The organism is Pseudomonas sp. zfem002 (assembly GCF_032621685.1).
Classification (GTDB): domain Bacteria; phylum Pseudomonadota; class Gammaproteobacteria; order Pseudomonadales; family Pseudomonadaceae; genus Aquipseudomonas; species Aquipseudomonas japonica.
On the sequence record NZ_JAVYJH010000024.1, the window covers coordinates 50,176 to 66,089 of the forward strand.

At 65.8% G+C, this 15,914-nt stretch carries 11 protein-coding genes; 2 read left to right on the top strand and 9 right to left on the bottom strand.

The window, feature by feature from the left end:
- Positions 1-98: 98 nt before the first annotated feature.
- The 7 genes from RTI28_RS23925 to leuC all read right to left on the bottom strand — a co-directional run bounded on the left by RTI28_RS23925 (position 99) and on the right by leuC (position 9,760).
- Positions 99-3,107, bottom strand: a complete 3,009-nt coding sequence (locus RTI28_RS23925) for a FimV/HubP family polar landmark protein (RefSeq protein WP_316922764.1) — start codon at positions 3,105-3,107, stop codon at positions 99-101.
- Positions 3,108-3,277: 170 nt separating this feature from the next.
- Positions 3,278-4,288, bottom strand: a complete 1,011-nt coding sequence (locus RTI28_RS23930; RefSeq protein WP_316922765.1) for an aspartate-semialdehyde dehydrogenase — start codon at positions 4,286-4,288, stop codon at positions 3,278-3,280.
- Between the two features lie 206 nt (positions 4,289-4,494).
- Positions 4,495-5,607, bottom strand: coding sequence for an aspartate-semialdehyde dehydrogenase (gene asd, locus RTI28_RS23935; protein WP_316922766.1), 1,113 nt, complete (start codon positions 5,605-5,607; stop codon positions 4,495-4,497).
- Positions 5,608-5,674: 67 nt separating this feature from the next.
- On the bottom strand, positions 5,675-6,757 hold the full coding sequence (gene leuB, locus RTI28_RS23940; protein ID WP_316922767.1) for a 3-isopropylmalate dehydrogenase: 1,083 nt from the start codon (positions 6,755-6,757) through the stop codon (positions 5,675-5,677).
- 54 nt (positions 6,758-6,811) lie between these two features.
- Complete coding sequence (locus RTI28_RS23945; protein ID WP_316922768.1) at positions 6,812-7,576, bottom strand: methyltransferase domain-containing protein; 765 nt, start codon at positions 7,574-7,576, stop codon at positions 6,812-6,814.
- A 106-nt stretch (positions 7,577-7,682) separates the two neighbouring features.
- Positions 7,683-8,330, bottom strand: a complete 648-nt coding sequence (leuD, locus tag RTI28_RS23950) for a 3-isopropylmalate dehydratase small subunit (RefSeq protein ID WP_316922769.1) — start codon at positions 8,328-8,330, stop codon at positions 7,683-7,685.
- Positions 8,327-9,760 (bottom strand): 3-isopropylmalate dehydratase large subunit, encoded by a 1,434-nt coding sequence (leuC, locus tag RTI28_RS23955; protein WP_316922770.1) that lies wholly within the window; start codon positions 9,758-9,760, stop codon positions 8,327-8,329. The genes leuD and leuC overlap by 4 nt, the downstream gene beginning before the upstream one ends.
- A gap of 130 nt (positions 9,761-9,890) precedes the next feature.
- Between leuC and RTI28_RS23960 the strand changes: the two genes are divergently transcribed.
- Together RTI28_RS23960 and RTI28_RS23965 are read left to right on the top strand one after the other, a co-directional pair.
- Complete coding sequence (locus RTI28_RS23960) at positions 9,891-10,769, top strand: LysR family transcriptional regulator (RefSeq protein ID WP_316922771.1); 879 nt, start codon at positions 9,891-9,893, stop codon at positions 10,767-10,769.
- A 63-nt stretch (positions 10,770-10,832) separates the two neighbouring features.
- A complete protein-coding gene (locus RTI28_RS23965; protein WP_316922772.1) occupies positions 10,833-14,129 on the top strand; it encodes a PAS domain S-box protein in 3,297 nt (1,098 codons plus the stop codon).
- Positions 14,130-14,326: 197 nt separating this feature from the next.
- Here the strand turns inward: RTI28_RS23965 and RTI28_RS23970 are convergent, their stop codons facing one another.
- Together RTI28_RS23970 and RTI28_RS23975 are read right to left on the bottom strand one after the other, a co-directional pair.
- The gene (locus RTI28_RS23970; protein WP_316922773.1) at positions 14,327-14,770 is read right to left on the bottom strand and encodes an Hsp20 family protein; all 444 of its coding nucleotides are present in this window, start codon (positions 14,768-14,770) and stop codon (positions 14,327-14,329) included.
- Positions 14,771-14,862: 92 nt separating this feature from the next.
- A complete protein-coding gene (locus tag RTI28_RS23975) occupies positions 14,863-15,849 on the bottom strand; it encodes a tRNA-dihydrouridine synthase (protein WP_316922774.1) in 987 nt (328 codons plus the stop codon).
- Positions 15,850-15,914 lie beyond the last annotated feature (65 nt).

Here is a 15,914-nt window from a genome sequence, read left to right on the forward strand (position 1 = left end):
GCGAAAGGACCGCGCAGCGGTCCCGGAAATGTTTCGCCAGGATGGGACCGCGTTGCGGTCCTTTCGCGGGCAAGCCACGCTCCTACGAGGCCTGCCCGTCAGGACAGCTTGGAACGCAGCTCGTTGGCCTCGCGACGCTGGTCCTTGTCGCCTTCCTTGTAGACCTCGTCGAGGATGTCGCGGGCGCCATCGTGGTCGCCCATGTCGATGTAGGCACGGGCCAGATCGAGCTTGGTGGCGACTTCATCGGTGCCGGACAGGTAATCGAACTCCTCGTCTTCCGGCGCCAGGCTGGCCGCATCCTCGGCGGTGAAGTGCGGCTCCAGCGACGGGGTCTCCAGGCTGGCGGAAAGCTTGTCCAGCTCGGCGTTGACGTTGTCCAGTTCGGCGGCGAAATGCTTCGACGCAGCATCGTCCTCGCCCGGCAGGGACAGGTCGAAATCGTCGGGCAGTTCCAGGTCCGGCAGGTCGGCTTCCAGGCCCAGGTCGTTGTCGAAGGCCGCCAGCTCCGCTTCGATATCCAGCGGCGGACGGTTTTCCGTGGCGACGCTCGGCGCCTCGTCGGGAATGCTCAGGTCGAAATCGGCCAGGTCGTCGCTGGCGGTGGATTGCGCCTTGGCGTGCTCGTCGAGCAGCGCATCGAAGTCCAGGTCGTCATCGAGCGCCGACAGCTCGGGCTCCGGCTGCGGCTCGGGTTGCGCCTGGGCGGCGGTGTGTTCCTGCAACAGGCTGTCGAAGTCCAGATCGTCCGCGACCGCGGCGGGCTCCGCGGGCGCTTGCGGCTCACTGGCCTGGGCCGCGGTGTGTTCCTGCAGCAGGCTGTCGAAGTCCAGATCGTCCTCGAGCGCGGCGGGCTCCACCGGCGCTTGCGGCTCAATGGCCTGGGCCGCGGTGTGCTCCTCCAGCAGGCTGTCGAAATCCAGGTCGTCGACCACCGGCGGCTCTGGCTCTGGCTCGGCCTGCGGCGCCGGCTCGGCAGCCTGGGCCGCGGCGTGCTCCTGCAGCAGACTGTCGAAGTCGAGGTCGTCGGCAAGGCCGGCTGGCTCGGGCTCCAGTTGCGGTGGCTCGGCCTGCGGCGCTTCCGGGTTGTCCTGCAGCAGGGTGTCGAAATCCAGATCATCCAGCGACGGCTCGGCCGGTGCCTGGCTGCTGGCCTCGACTGCGGCCTGGTCGGCCGGCGCTTCCAGCTCCAGGCCATCGAGGTCGTCGAGGCTCAGGTCGAAGGCGCTGTCCAGCTCGTCATCGGCGGGCAGGTCGGCATCCGCCTGCGCCTCGGGCTCGTCGGACATCAGTTGCTCGACGAACTTCTCGTCCAGGCCGGAGGCCACGGCAGCGCCGGCGGCCGCGGCCGCCAGGGCGACCATGGTCGGGAAACGGCTCTTCAGCGATTCGACTTCGGCAAGGTTGTGTGGATTGGCCTGCAGCTGGCGTTCCTGGCTGACGAAGCCGTCGCGATCGCCCTGGCGTGCGTAGACTTCCATCAGTTTCAGACGCAGGTCGCTGCGCTGCGGGAATTTCTCCACCGCCGGTTCCAGCAGGTTGGAGGCCTGCATCAGGCGGCCGTGGGCAATGCAATCGTCGATCTCGGCCATGAACGGATCGGCTTTCGGCTCGGCGGCGCGCGGCTCGCTGACCTGCTCGGCGGCGGTGGCCGCGGCGGCGGAGGCGGCCACTACGGCAGGCGCCAGCTTGACCGTCGGCGGCGCGATGTCGAGGCCGTCGAAGCTGCTCGGCGGCAGGTCCAGGTCAGGACCCAGCTCGCTTTCCTCAGCCAGCGCGCGGGCCATGCGCATGTGTTTTTCCGCTTCCTGCTGGGCCTTGCGCTTGCGCACCAGGAGCAGGATCAGCAGCAGCAGGACCAGCAGCGCGGAGCCGGCGATCAGGGCGAGCATCTGCGGATTGCCGAGAATGCCGTCGAGCCCCTTGCTCTCGCCCTCCTCCACAACGGGCGCGGCGGCGCCTTCAGGTGCTGGGGTGACCTGCTGCGGCTCGGTATCGACCGCGGCTGGCGCTGGCGCCACCGGTTCGGCGGCCGGCGCCGGGTTGGCCTGCAACTGCGCGTCGATCACCGGCGCGCTGGCGACCGGAGCAGCCGGGGCATTGCTCTGCGCTTCGAGGCGGGCCAGTTGATCGTTCTTCAGCTCGATCAGGCGCTGCAGCTTGTCCAGCTGGCTTTGCAGATCGGCCACACGGCTTTTCAGTTCGTCGCCTTCGCGGCGGCTGCTGTCGAGGTTTTCCTGGGTCATCGCCAGTTTGTCGCTCAGCGCCTTGTCGCTGCCCTGGCCCTTGCCGCCGGGAGCGACCAGCTTGAGGTTGTCCTGCTCGGCGATGCGCGTCGGCGCGGCTTGGGCGGCGTCGCGGCGGGTGGCATCGAGCTGGCGGGCCTGCGGGCCGAGGCGACGGCCCTGGCGCCAGGCGGCGTACTGCTCGTTGACCTCTTTCACCGCCTGGGCCTGCGGGACGCTCTGGATCTGTTGCTGATCCGGCATGCGCAGTACCTGGCCGGTCTTCAGCTGGTTGATGTTGCCGTTGATGAAGGCATCCGGGTTGAGCGCCTGGATCGCCAGCATGGTCTGCTGCACCGAGCCGCCCTGACGCGAACGCGAGGCGATTTCCCACAGGGTGTCGCGGCGTACGGTGGTGTAGTTGGCCGGGGCAGTGGCCGCCGGGGTCACGCCGGAGGCGGCCTGGGCGGTTTCCGGGGAGAACTTGGAGGTATCCAGCAGCACGCTGTAGTCGCGCAGCAGGCGGCCTTGCGGCCACATCACCTGGACCAGGAACTTGACCATCGGCGCCGGCAGCGCCTGGCTGGAAGTCACCTTGAGCACGCTCTTGCCGGCCGGGTTGATCACCGGGGTGAAGGTCAGGTCATCGAGGAACGGCGGGCGTTCGACGCCGGCCTTGGCGAACTCTTCGGCCGGCGCGAGGCTCGGCTTGAGATCGGCGGGGCTCAGGTCGCGCACGTCGAGCAGTTCGATTTCAGCGTTGAGTGGCTGGTTCTGGGCCGACTTGAGGGTCAGCTCGCCCAAACCGAGGGCATGCGCCATACCGGAAGACAGCGCCGACGCGGCGGCTATTGCTAACACCAGTTTGCGAATTCGAAGCATGACCTCATCCTTTGTTTGAAACTTCCCCGGCACACGAGAAGAAGTGAAGAACCGCCGTGAGGCTAATAAAAACGACATGATCGCAGTCATGTTCAATCTGCCATTATTGGCCGCGGGCAAGTTGCCGGCGGTAATTAATGGTCAGTGGGCAAAGTGTCGCCAAGTATCTTTTACACAAGGTCTTTTATCAACAATTCAGCCAGCTGCACGGCGTTCAAACCCGCGCCTTTGCGCACGTTGTCGGTAGTCAGCCAGAGATTGAGCTGGCGCGATTCGTCGATACCGCCGCGCACCCGCCCGACATACACCACGTCCTGCCCCACGGCATCGCCGACCGGCGTCGGATAATCCCCCTCTTCCACCAGCTCTACGCCGTCGGCCGCTTCCAGCGCCGCATTCACCGCGCGCAGATCCACCGCTTCGCTGGTATTCAGCGTCACAGTGTAGCTATCGCCAAAAAACACCGGGACTTGAACGCAGGTGACTGAAATGCTGAGTAAAGGCATGCCGAGCAGTTCGCGCAACTCGCGCACCAGGCGACGCTCGAGCAGGCCATGACCCTGTTCGTCGCTGGCGCCGACCTGGGCCAGCAGGTTGAAGGCCATCTGCCGGTCGAAGAAGCGCGGCTCCAGCGGACGGGCATTGAGCAGTTCGGCGGTCTGCCGGGCCAGCTCGCTGACCGCCTCGCGGCCCTGGGCGGAGACGGCCAGGCAGGCGGTGACATTGACGTGCAGCGGGGTCAGCAGGTCTTTCAGCGGCGCCAGCACCACGGCCAGGGCCACCGCGGCGGCACTCGGGCTGTGGATAACTGCCGGTGTCGGCAGCGCGCCGAGCACCTGTGGATTGGCCTCCGGAACCACCGCCGGAGCCTGCTCGGCGGGCAGCGCACCGGACAGGTCGATCACCGTGCAGCCGGCGGCCGTGGCCCGCGCGGCGAAGCTCAGGGTGACCGCGGCCCCCGCGGCGAAGAAGGCCAGGCGCACCTTGGCGAAGTCGAACTCGTCGACATCGCGGGTGCGCAGGTTCTTGCCGCGGAAGCTCACCGCGCTGCCGGCGGATTCGCTGCTGGCCAGCAGGTACAGGGTGCCCACCGGGAAATCACGTTCCTCGAGGATCTGCACGAGGGTTTCGCCGACGGTGCCGGTGGCGCCGATCACGGCGATGTCGAGGGGCTGGGTCATCTGGATTTCCTCTGGCCATTGGGGCCGCCTTGCGGCCCTTCGCGGGCAAGCCACGCTCCTACGAGGAACGCGCGCCTCCGTAGGAGCGTGGCTTGCCCGCGAAGGACCGCAAGGCGGTCCCGAAATTTTGGGGAGCGGCACTTTACGCGAAAAACAAAAAACCCGCGCTGTCGCCAGCACGGGTTTTTCAGTTCACCGCGAAGCGATCAACGCTCCAGCAGGATCCGCAGCATGCGCCGCAGCGGTTCGGCAGCGCCCCACAGCAGCTGGTCGCCGACGGTGAAGGCGCCCAGGTACTGGGAACCCATGTTCAGCTTGCGCAGACGACCCACCGGAATGTTCAGGGTGCCGGTGACGTTGGTCGGGCTGAGTTCCTGCATGCTGATGTCGCGCTGGTTCGGCACCAGTTTCACCCAGGGGTTGTGCTGGCTGATCATGCCTTCGATATCGGCCAGCGGCACGTCCTTGTTCAGCTTGATGGTCAGCGCCTGGCTGTGGCAGCGCATGGCGCCGATGCGCACGCAGATGCCGTCCACCGGGATCGGGCTCTTGAAGCGACCGAGGATCTTGTTGGTCTCGGCCTGGCCTTTCCACTCTTCGCGGCTCTGGCCGTTCGGCAGTTCCTTGTCGATCCACGGGATCAGGCTGCCGGCCAGCGGTACACCGAAGTTCTCGGTCGGGTAGGCCTCGCTGCGCATGGCCTCGGCGACCTTGCGGTCGATGTCGAGGATGGCGCTGGCCGGGTTGGCCAGTTCATCGGCCACGGCGGCGTGGGTCGCGCCCATCTGACGGATCAGCTCGCGCATGTTCTGCGCGCCGGCGCCGGAAGCGGCCTGGTAGGTCATGGCGCTCATCCACTCGACCAGACCGGCTTCGAACAGGCCGCCCAGGCCCATCAGCATCAGGCTGACGGTGCAGTTGCCGCCGATGTAGTTCTTGGTCCCGGCATCCAGCTGCTGGTCGATGACCTTGCGGTTGACCGGGTCGAGGACGATGACTGCGTCATCCTGCATGCGCAGGGACGAAGCGGCATCGATCCAGTAGCCCTGCCAGCCGGCTTCGCGCAGCTTGGGGAATACTTCGTTGGTGTAGTCGCCACCCTGGCAGGTCAGGATCACGTCCAGGGTCTTGAGTTCGTCGATGCTGTAGGCATCCTTCAGCGGAGCAATGTCCTTGCCCACCGCAGGGCCCTGGCCACCGACGTTGGAGGTAGTGAAGAACACTGGCTCGATGAGATCGAAATCCTGCTCTTCGAGCATCCGCTGCATGAGCACGGAACCGACCATTCCACGCCAACCGATCAGACCTACACGTTTCATCGCAACTACACCTTCGCTAAAAGTGGGCCGCCGCCCTGGTTGTGTTTTGGGCGGCGGGCCAGAGAGATTACAGATTCCGCAGCGCTGCGACTACTGCGTCGCCCATTTCCTGCGTACCTACTTTGGTGCAACCGTCGGACCAGATGTCTCCGGTACGCAGTCCCTGGTCCAGCACGACGCTGACGGCCTTCTCGATCGCCTCGGCGGCGGCCTGCTGGTTGAAGCTGTAACGCAGCATCATCGACACCGAGAGGATGGTCGCCAGCGGGTTGGCAATGCCCTGGCCGGCGATGTCCGGCGCGGAACCGTGACAAGGCTCGTACATGCCCTTGTTGTGCGCATCCAGCGAGGCCGAAGGCAGCATGCCGATGGAACCGGTGAGCATGGAAGCCTCATCCGACAGGATGTCGCCGAACATGTTGTCGGTGACCATCACGTCGAACTGCTTCGGCGCGCGGACCAGCTGCATGGCGGCGTTGTCGACGTACATGTGGCTGAGCTCGACGTCCGGGTAGTCCTTGGCCACTTCCTCGACCACTTCGCGCCACAGCTGGCTGGAGGCCAGGACGTTGGCCTTGTCCACCGAGCAGAGCTTCTTGCCGCGCACGCGGGCCATGTCGAAGCCGACCCGGGCGATGCGACGGATTTCGCTTTCGCTGTACGGCAGGGTGTCGTAGGACTGGCGCTCGCCGCCTTCCAGCTCGCGGGTGCCGCGTGGCGCGCCGAAATAGATGCCGCCGGTCAGTTCACGAACGATCAGGATGTCCAGGCCGGAAACGATCTCGCGTTTCAGCGACGAGGCGTCGGCCAGTTGCGGGTAGAGGATCGCCGGACGCAGGTTGGCGAACAGGCCCAGTTGCGAGCGGATCTTCAGCAGGCCGCGCTCGGGGCGGATGTCACGCTCGATCTTGTCCCACTTCGGTCCGCCCACGGCGCCCAGCAGCACGGCATCGGCCTTGCGCGCACGCTCCAGGGTCTCGTCGGCCAGCGGCACGCCGTGCTTGTCGATGGCGGCGCCACCGATGACGTCGTGCTCCAGGGCGAAGCCGAGCTGGAACCTGTCGTTGGCCAGTTCCAGGACCTTGACTGCCTCGGCCATGATTTCCGGACCGATACCGTCACCCGGGAGAATCAGAATCTGCTTGCTCATGCTTTCCTCTATCTCAATTCAAGCGGCGCGCCGCGATGGCCCGCCGGAAAAAACTCAGCGCTCGGCCCACAGCACCAGGACATCGGTGCTGAACGAGCCGTCGGCTTCGATCTGGTAATACTGCCGTACTTCTTCGCCCATCGCCTGCTGCAATTGGAGGATGGCGGCGCGCATCGGCTCGGGGGTGCGCATGCGCTCGACCCAGGAGCGGTATTCGAGGCGCAGGCGCTGGCGCGCATGGCTGCGCACGAACAAGCCGGCCTCGCTGACCTGGCGCAGCCATTCGGCGGCGCAATAGTCGCGCACATGGCTGGTATCGCGCAGGACTTCGACGCTTTGCAGGTAGGTATCCAGCAACGGGCTGCCCGGCGACATCACGTCGACGAAGGCGGCCACGCCACCCGGCTTGAGCACCCGGCGCACTTCGCGCAGGGCCAGGCCGAGGTCGCTCCAGTGGTGCGCGGAGTAGCGGCTGAAGACGAAGTCGAAGGAGGCGTCGGCGAACGGCAGGCGTTCCGCGGCGCCACGCTCGGTGACGATGTTGCCCAGGCCACGCTCGGCGGCGCTGGCAGCGACCACGTCGAGCATCTGCTGCGACAGGTCGTAGGCCACCACTTCGCCGACCAGCGGCGCGACATGGAAGCTGACGTGGCCGGCACCGCAGCCCAGGTCGAGCACCCGCGCGCCTTCATGCCCGGCCAGTTCGGCCTGCAACAGGGCGAATTCGCTGCCCTGGGCGTGCACGGCACTGCTCAGGTAGGCGCTGGCCTGTTCGCCGAACTGGCGCTGGACGACGTCCTTGTGGCTGCTGTTGGTCATTTGCAAGTCTCCGGGGCCTCATCGCGGGCAATGCCCGCTCCCACAGGTGTTGTGTACACCACAGCCCCTTGTGGGAGCGGGCGTTGCCCGCGACGGGTTCAACACATCATTTGGCGTCGCGGAACAACCATGGCTGGCTGGCACGGTGACGAGTCTCGAAGGCACCGATGGCATCGCGGTCCTGCAGGGTCAGGCCGATGTCGTCCAGGCCGTTGAGCAGGCAGTGCTTGCGGAACGCATCGATCTCGAAGCCCAGCACCTTGCCGTCGGGACGAGTCACGGTCTGCGCCTGCAGGTCGATGGTCAGCTGGTAGCCCGGGTTGGCCTCGACCTGCTTGAACAGCTCATCGACTTCCGCGTCGCTGAGGATGATCGGCAGCAGGCCGTTCTTGAAGCTGTTGTTGAAGAAGATGTCGGCGTAGCTCGGCGCGATGATGCTGCGGAAACCGTACTCTTCCAGGGCCCACGGGGCATGCTCGCGGCTCGAGCCGCAACCGAAGTTCTCGCGGGCCAGGAGCACGCTGGCGCCCTGGTAGCGGTCGTGGTTGAGGACGAAGTCCGGGTTCTTCGGGCGCTTGCTGTTGTCCTGGTACGGCTGGCCGACATCCAGGTAGCGCCATTCGTCGAACAGGTTCGGACCGAAACCGGTGCGCTTGATCGACTTCAGGAACTGCTTGGGAATGATCTGGTCGGTGTCGACGTTGGCACGGTCCAGCGGGGCGACGAGGCCGGTGTGTTGGTTGAAGGCTTTCATGCTGCGCTCCCTTGGATCAACTCGCGTACATCGATGAAACGACCGGTGACGGCGGCGGCGGCGGCCATGGCCGGGCTGACCAGGTGGGTACGACCACCGGCACCCTGGCGCCCTTCGAAGTTGCGGTTGGAGGTGGACGCGCAGTGCTCGCCGCTCTCCAGGCGGTCCGGGTTCATCGCCAGGCACATGGAGCAGCCCGGTTCACGCCATTCGAAGCCGGCTTCGAGGAAGATCTTGTCCAGGCCTTCCTTCTCGGCCTGGGCTTTCACCAGGCCCGAGCCCGGTACCACGATCGCCTGCTTGATGGTCGCGGCGACCTTGCGGCCCTTGGCGATTTCCGCGGCGGCGCGCAGGTCTTCGATCCGCGAGTTGGTGCAGGAACCGATGAATACGCGGTCCAGCTGGATGTCGGTGATCGCCTGGTTGGCGCTCAGGCCCATGTACTTCAGGGCGCGCTCGATGGAACCGCGCTTGACCAGGTCGGACTCGGCAGCCGGATCCGGCACGCGCTGGTCGACCGCCAGGACCATTTCCGGGGAAGTGCCCCAGCTGACCTGCGGCTTGATCTGCGCAGCGTCCAGCTCGACCACGGTGTCGAATACCGCGTCGGCGTCGGACACCAGGTCTTTCCAGGCCTCGACGGCCAGGTCCCACTGCTCGCCCTTCGGCGCGTACGGGCGACCCTTGACGTATTCGACGGTCTTGGCATCGGTGGCCACCAGGCCGACGCGGGCGCCGGCTTCGATGGACATGTTGCAGATGGTCATGCGGCCTTCGATGGACAGCTCGCGGATGGCGCTGCCGGCGAATTCCATGGCATGGCCGTTACCGCCGGCGGTGCCGATCTTGCCGATCACGGCGAGGACGATGTCCTTGGCGGTGACGCCAACCGGCAACTGGCCTTCGACGCGCACCAGCATGTTCTTCATCTTCTTGGCGACCAGGCACTGGGTGGCGAGCACGTGCTCCACCTCGGAGGTGCCGATGCCGTGGGCCAGCGCGCCGAAGGCGCCGTGGGTCGAGGTGTGCGAGTCGCCGCAGACCACGGTCATGCCCGGCAGGGTGGCGCCCTGCTCCGGGCTGATGACGTGGACGATGCCCTGACGCACGTCATTCATCTTGAATTCGGTGATGCCATACTCATCGCAGTTCTCGTCGAGGGTCTGCACCTGCAGGCGCGACACCTGGTCGACGATGGCCTCGATGCCGTTCTTGCGCTCCGGCGTGGTCGGTACGTTGTGGTCCGGGGTAGCGATGTTGGCATCGATGCGCCACGGTTTGCGCTCCGCCAGGCGCAGGCCTTCGAAGGCTTGCGGCGAGGTCACTTCGTGGATGATGTGGCGGTCGATGTAGATCAGCGCCGAACCATCGTCGCGCTGCTTGACCAAATGCGAATCCCAGAGCTTGTCGTAGAGCGTTTTGCCAGCCATCAGGCGTTCCTCATCAGCGTCTTTCTATGCCAATAACCACTTGGCTTGTGCGGCTGATGGTATGGCGATAGATTGGATAACTCAAATTCATAATTTTTATGCTTTGGATAACCAGAGGGAATCCGAAACCGTGGATCTGGCCAATCTCAATGCCTTCATCGCCATCGCCGAGACCGGCAGCTTTTCCGGCGCCGGCGAACGCCTGCACCTGACCCAGCCGGCGATCAGCAAACGCATCGCCGGGCTCGAACAGCAGCTCGACGTGCGCCTGTTCGACCGCCTCGGCCGCGAGGTCAGCCTGACCGAGGCCGGCCGCGCCCTGCTGCCGCGGGCCTACCAGATCATCAACGTGCTGGACGACACCCGCCGCGCCCTGACCAACCTCACCGGCGAGGTCAGCGGGCGCCTGACCCTGGCCACCAGCCACCATATCGGCCTGCACCGCCTGCCGCCGCTGCTGCGGGCCTTTACCCGGCAGTATCCGGCTGTCGCCCTGGACATTCAGTTTCTCGATTCGGAGGTCGCCTACGAGGAAATCCTCCACGGCCGAGCCGAAATCGCCGTGATCACCCTGGCCCCGGAGCCCCACAGCCTGGTCCGCGCGGTGCCGGTCTGGGACGACCCGCTGGATTTCGTGGTGGCCCCGGAACACCCGCTGGCCCGCAAGGAAGCCGCCGGTCTGGAGGATATCGCCCACCATCCGGCGGTTTTCCCCGGTGGCAACACCTTTACCCACCATATCGTCCGGCGTCTGTTCGAGGCCCAGGGCCTGACGCCGAACATCGCCATGAGCACCAACTACCTGGAAACCATCAAGATGATGGTCTCCATCGGCCTGGCCTGGAGCGTGCTGCCGCGCACGATGCTCGATGAACAGGTCGCTTCCATCACCTTGCCGGGCATACAGCTGACTCGCCAGCTAGGCTACATACTTCATACGGAACGAACATTATCGAACGCAGCCAGAGCCTTTATGGCGCTGCTCGACAGCCATGCGAGAAAACCCTGAGGCCGCCGGTCGCTCCGGGAAGGCCTGTACCAAGGAAGCGTATTCGCCAAAGGTCTGGTATCGATGCCCAAATCAACACGTTTTCCGCGCCTTCCCCGTATCCACGCGGCCGATCCCCAGGAGTCGGAGCAGACCTGGGACAATGCCCCGCAGCTGCTGGCCGCCCTCAACGGCGCCCGCCTCGGTGCCTGGTTCTGGGATGTCGAGAGCGGCCGGATCAACTGGTCCCGCGGCACCCAGGCGCTGTTCGGCTATGACCCGCGCCAGCCGCTGCCGCAGGACCTCGACTACCTCGACCTGCTGCCGCCGGAGGACCGCACCCGCACCCTGCAGGCGTTCCACGCCGTGCTGGCGGGCGAACCGCAGGAACAGGCGATGCGCCATCGCATCCGCTGGCCCGACGGCAGCCTGCACTGGCTGGAGATCAACGGCAGCCTGACCCAGGACCGGCAAGGCCGGCCGCAGATGATCGGGGTGATCCGCGAGATCACCGCGCAGCGCGAGCGGGAAACCGCCCTGATCAACTCGGAAAAGCGCTTTGCCACGCTGTTCCAGCTCAGCCCCAACGTGGTGCTGCTCAGCCGCCGCTCCGACGGGCTGATCCACGAGGTCAACGAGCACTTCGAAAAGAGCCTCGACTGGCCCGCGCGCGAGGTCATCGGCAAGACCACCACGGAAATCGGCCTGTGGGCCAATCCGCAGCACCGCCAGCAGGTGCTGGACGCCACCCGCGACAGCAATGCCGGCCCGGTGATCCTCGAAGTGCAGTTCCGCGCCCGCGGCGGCCAGGTCCATGACGGCATTCTCTCCACCCAGACCATCGAACTGGAGGGCGTGGCGTACCTGCTCAGCACCTTCATCGACACCAGCGAGCGCAAACGCGCCGAACAGGCCCTCAAGGACAGCCAGGAGCGCCTCGACCTGGCCCTGGACTCGGCGCAACTGGGCACCTGGGACTGGCACATCCCCAGCGGCATGCTCTACGGCTCGGCTCGCGCCGCGCAGTTGCACGGGCTGGACCCGGTGCCGTTCCACGAATCCTTCGAGGCGTTCTTCGAAGGGGTGCCGGAAGCCGAACGCAGCAGCATGCGCCAGGCCTACCGCAGCCTGCGCGAAGGCCCCGCGGGCAATTACCAGATCACCTACCGCATCCAGCTGGAGAACGGCAGTTCGCGCTACCTGGAAAGCCGCGCACGGCTGTACCGCGACGAGCAGGGCAATCCGCTGCGCATGGCCGGTACCCTGCTGGACATCACCGACCAGGTGGAGCGGGAACAGCGCCTGATCGCCTCGGAAGAGAAGTTCGCCGGCCTGTTCCAGGTCAGCCCCGACCCGATCTGCGTCACCCGCCAGGACAATGGCCAGTTCATCGAGATCAACCCGGCCTTCACCCAGACCTTCGGCTGGAGCGCTGACCAGGTGCTGGGCCACAGCGCCGAGGAAATCGGCCTGTGGGCGGAATCGGCGGAGCGCGCCCGGCGCATCGAGCAGGTCATTCGCGACCAGGCGCTGAACAACGTTGCCGTGGTGGTCAACCACAAGAACGGCCAGGCCCTGACCTGCGTGATCTCCAGCCGCCTGATCAAGGTCGACCAGCAGACCTGCAGCGTCACCACCCTGCGCGACATCACCCAGCAGCAGCGCGCCGAAGCGGCATTGAAGGCCAGCGAGGAGAAGTTCGCCAAGGCCTTCCACTCCAGCCCCGACGCCATCACCATCAGCGAGCGCGACACCGGGCACTACGTCGAGGTCAACGACGGTTTCTGCCGCCTGACCGGTTACGCCGCCGCCGAAGTGCTCGGCCGCACCGCCAACGAGGTCGGCGTGTGGGCCGACGACAAGCAGCACGACATGCTCGAGGCGGAAGTCCGCGAGCGCGGCCGGGTCAACCATCGGGAAATGCTCGGGCGCAGCAAGAATGGCGACCTGCTGACCCTGGAAGTCTCGGTGGAGCCGATCACCCTCAACGAAACCGACTGCCTGCTGCTGACCGCCCGCGATGTCAGCCAGTTGAAGAACGCCCAGGCGCAGATTCGCCACCTGGCCTACCACGATCCGCTGACCAACCTGCCCAACCGTGCCCTGCTGATGGACCGCCTGAGCCAGCAGATCGCCCTGCTCAAGCGCCACAACCTGCGCGGCGCCCTGCTGTTCCTCGATCTCGACCACTTCAAGCACATCAACGATTCCCTCGGTCACCCGGTGGGCGATACGGTGCTGAAGATCATCACCGCGCGCCTGGAAGCCAGCGTGCGCATGGAAGACACCGTGGCGCGCCTGGGCGGCGACGAATTCGTGGTGCTGCTCAGCGGTCTGGAAGGCAGCCGCGAGGAGGTGACGGACAAGGTCCGCGAACTGGCCGACACCCTGCGCGAACTGCTGGCCGAACCCATGTCGCTGGATGGCCAGCGCCTGCAGGTGACGCCGAGCATCGGCGTGGCGCTGATCCCCGACCACGGCTCGACCCCGGCCGACCTGCTCAAGCGCGCCGATATCGCCCTGTACCGGGCCAAGGATTCCGGGCGCAACACCACCCAGCTGTTCCATACCACCATGCAGAAGGCCGCCAGCGAGCGGCTGCGCATGGGGAGCGACCTGCGCATGGCCCTGACCCGCGGCGAGCTGGCCCTGCACTTCCAGCCCCAGGTGGATGCCCGCGACAACCGCATCGTCGGCGCCGAAGTGCTGTTGCGCTGGCATCATCCGCTGCTTGGCCAGCAGCCACCGGCGCAGTTCATCCAGGTCCTGGAGGAAAGCGGGCTGATCCTCGAAGTCGGCAACTGGATCCTCGACGAAGCCTGCGACGCCTGCTCGCGAATGCTCCAGGACAACCTGATCGACGCCGAGGACTTCAGCCTGTGCGTCAATATCAGCCCGCGGCAGTTCCGCCAGAACGACTTCGTCGAACGGGTGCGGCGCAGCCTCGACGATTACCGCCTGCCCTACCGCGTGCTCAAGCTGGAGATCACCGAAGGCATCGTCATCCAGAACCTGGAAGACACCATCAGCAAGATGCGCGAGCTGAAGGCGCTGGGCGTCAGCTTCGCCATGGATGACTTCGGTACCGGCTATTCCTCGCTGACCTACCTCAAGCGCCTGCCGGTGGATGCCTTGAAGATCGACCAGTCCTTCGTCCGCGATGCGCCGGTGGACCCCAACGACGCGGAAATCGTCCGCGCCATCGTCGCCATGGCCCGCAGCCTGGACCTGGCGGTGATCGCCGAGGGAGTGGAGTTGTCGGAGCAGCTGGATTTCCTGGAGCGCCAAGGGTGCCATCTGTACCAGGGGTATCTGCACAGCCGGCCGTTGCCGTTGAATGCCTTCCGGGCGTTGCTGCTGGAGGCGCCGGCCGATTACTGAAGCCGGTGTTTTGCCCACTCCGTAGGAGCGCGGCTTGCCCGCGAAAGGACCGCAACGCGGTCCCGGGATTCAGGTTGACACCACCTTTGGGGACCGCGTTGCGGTCCTTTCGCGGGCAAGCCACGCTCCTACGGGGGGATGGCCCTCATCAACGAAAAAGGGCGCCGATTCGGCGCCCTTTCTGCATCACCCGCGACTCAGTTCAGCGCAGGCTTGTCCCCGTTGATCGGGATCCGCTTGGCCTTGGCCTCTTCCGGCACCACGCGCAGCAGGTCGATGCTGAGCAGGCCGTTGGCCAGGCCCGCCGACTTGACTTCGATATGGTCAGCCAGGCGGAAGGACAGCTTGAACGCACGCTGGGCAATGCCCTGGTGCAGGTAGGTGACGCTGGCGTTGCTGCTGTCGCGCTTGCCGCCAGTGACGGTCAGCACGCCCTTTTCCACTTGCAGGTCGAGGTCCTGCTCCTGGAAACCGGCCGCGGCAACGACGATTCGATAGTGGTCATCGCCATGTTTTTCGACGTTGTAGGGTGGGTAGCTGCTACCCGACTCATTACGCGCCGCGGATTCGAACAGGTCGTTGAAACGGTCGAAACCAACGGAATGGCGGAACAGTGGAGCCAGAGAAAAAGCGGTAGTCATGGATACATCTCCTGAAAATCAGCGAGTTGGGATTACTACGCGACCCGACTTCGGCATCGCGTACTCCCTAGATGTGGACCACCGAAACGATTTCAAGCGCCAGTATGAAAATTTTCCTGCACGGCGCCGACAGGCGGTGCGACACCGAGCAACAGGCCGACGCGATCGCAGTCGGTTTCCCGGCGCAGCTCGCCGAACAGCGCGGTCGCTTCCGGGTAGGTGCGGGTCAGCATCGCCACCCACTGCTTCAGGCGCCCCGGCGCGGAGCGCGGGGTCAGCTCGACGCGCACCCGGCGCCAGAAGTCCTGGATCAGCGGCAGCAGCGCCTGCCAGTCCATCGGCACGACCTCGACACCATCGCGTACCGCGGCGATCTGCCGGGCCAGGTCCGGACGCGAGACCAGGCCGCGCCCGAGCATGATGTCCTCGACCCCGCTGACCTCGCGGCAGCGCCGCCAGTCGTCGAGGGTCCAGACCTCGCCATTGGCGAACACCGGAACCTTGACCACATCCTGCACCCTGGCCACCCATTCCCAATGCGCCGGCGGCTTGTAGCCCTCGACCTTGGTCCGCGCATGCACCACCAGGTGCGCCGAGCCGCCTTCGGCCAGGGCGCGGCCGCAATCCAGGGCGCCGTCCGGACTGTCGAAGCCCAGGCGCATCTTCGAGGTCACCGGGATATGCGCCGGCACCGCCTTGCGCACCTCGCTGACGATCTGGAACAGCAGTTCCGGCTCCTTGAGCAGCACCGCGCCGCCACGGGACTTGTTCACGGTCTTGGCCGGGCAGCCGAAATTCAGGTCGATCACCGGCGCGCCCAATTCGCAGGCCAGCGCCGCGTTGTCGGCCAGGCAGACGGGGTCGGAGCCCAGCAACTGCACGCGCATCGGCACCCCGGCAGCGGTCCGCGCGCCCTGCTCCAGCTCCGGCGCCAGCTTGCGGAAGGTGGCTTCGGGGAGGACGCGGTCGCAGACACGGATGAACTCGGTAACGCACCAGTCGATGCCACCGACACGGGTCAGAACGTCGCGCATGACGTCGTCGACCAGCCCCTCCATCGGGGCCAGGGCAATTTGCATGGGGAAAGACCTCGGAAAAATTGCGCACATGGTAAACGGGTTTGGCGCAAACGGAAGGGCTGTGC

Excerpts from the sequence above, each read along its gene's own strand:
- RTI28_RS23970 (WP_316922773.1), bottom strand. The coding sequence starts at position 14,770 with ATGACTACCGCTTTTTCTCTGGCTCCACTGTTCCGCCATTCCGTTGGT.
- leuD (WP_316922769.1), bottom strand. The coding sequence starts at position 8,330 with ATGAAAGCCTTCAACCAACACACCGGCCTCGTCGCCCCGCTGGACCGT.
- leuC (WP_316922770.1), bottom strand. The coding sequence starts at position 9,760 with ATGGCTGGCAAAACGCTCTACGACAAGCTCTGGGATTCGCATTTGGTC.
- RTI28_RS23925 (WP_316922764.1), bottom strand. The coding sequence starts at position 3,107 with ATGCTTCGAATTCGCAAACTGGTGTTAGCAATAGCCGCCGCGTCGGCG.
- asd (WP_316922766.1), bottom strand. The coding sequence starts at position 5,607 with ATGAAACGTGTAGGTCTGATCGGTTGGCGTGGAATGGTCGGTTCCGTG.
- RTI28_RS23945 (WP_316922768.1), bottom strand. The coding sequence starts at position 7,576 with ATGACCAACAGCAGCCACAAGGACGTCGTCCAGCGCCAGTTCGGCGAA.
- RTI28_RS23930 (WP_316922765.1), bottom strand. The coding sequence starts at position 4,288 with ATGACCCAGCCCCTCGACATCGCCGTGATCGGCGCCACCGGCACCGTC.
- leuB (WP_316922767.1), bottom strand. The coding sequence starts at position 6,757 with ATGAGCAAGCAGATTCTGATTCTCCCGGGTGACGGTATCGGTCCGGAA.
- RTI28_RS23965 (WP_316922772.1), top strand. The coding sequence starts at position 10,833 with ATGCCCAAATCAACACGTTTTCCGCGCCTTCCCCGTATCCACGCGGCC.
- RTI28_RS23975 (WP_316922774.1), bottom strand. The coding sequence starts at position 15,849 with ATGCAAATTGCCCTGGCCCCGATGGAGGGGCTGGTCGACGACGTCATG.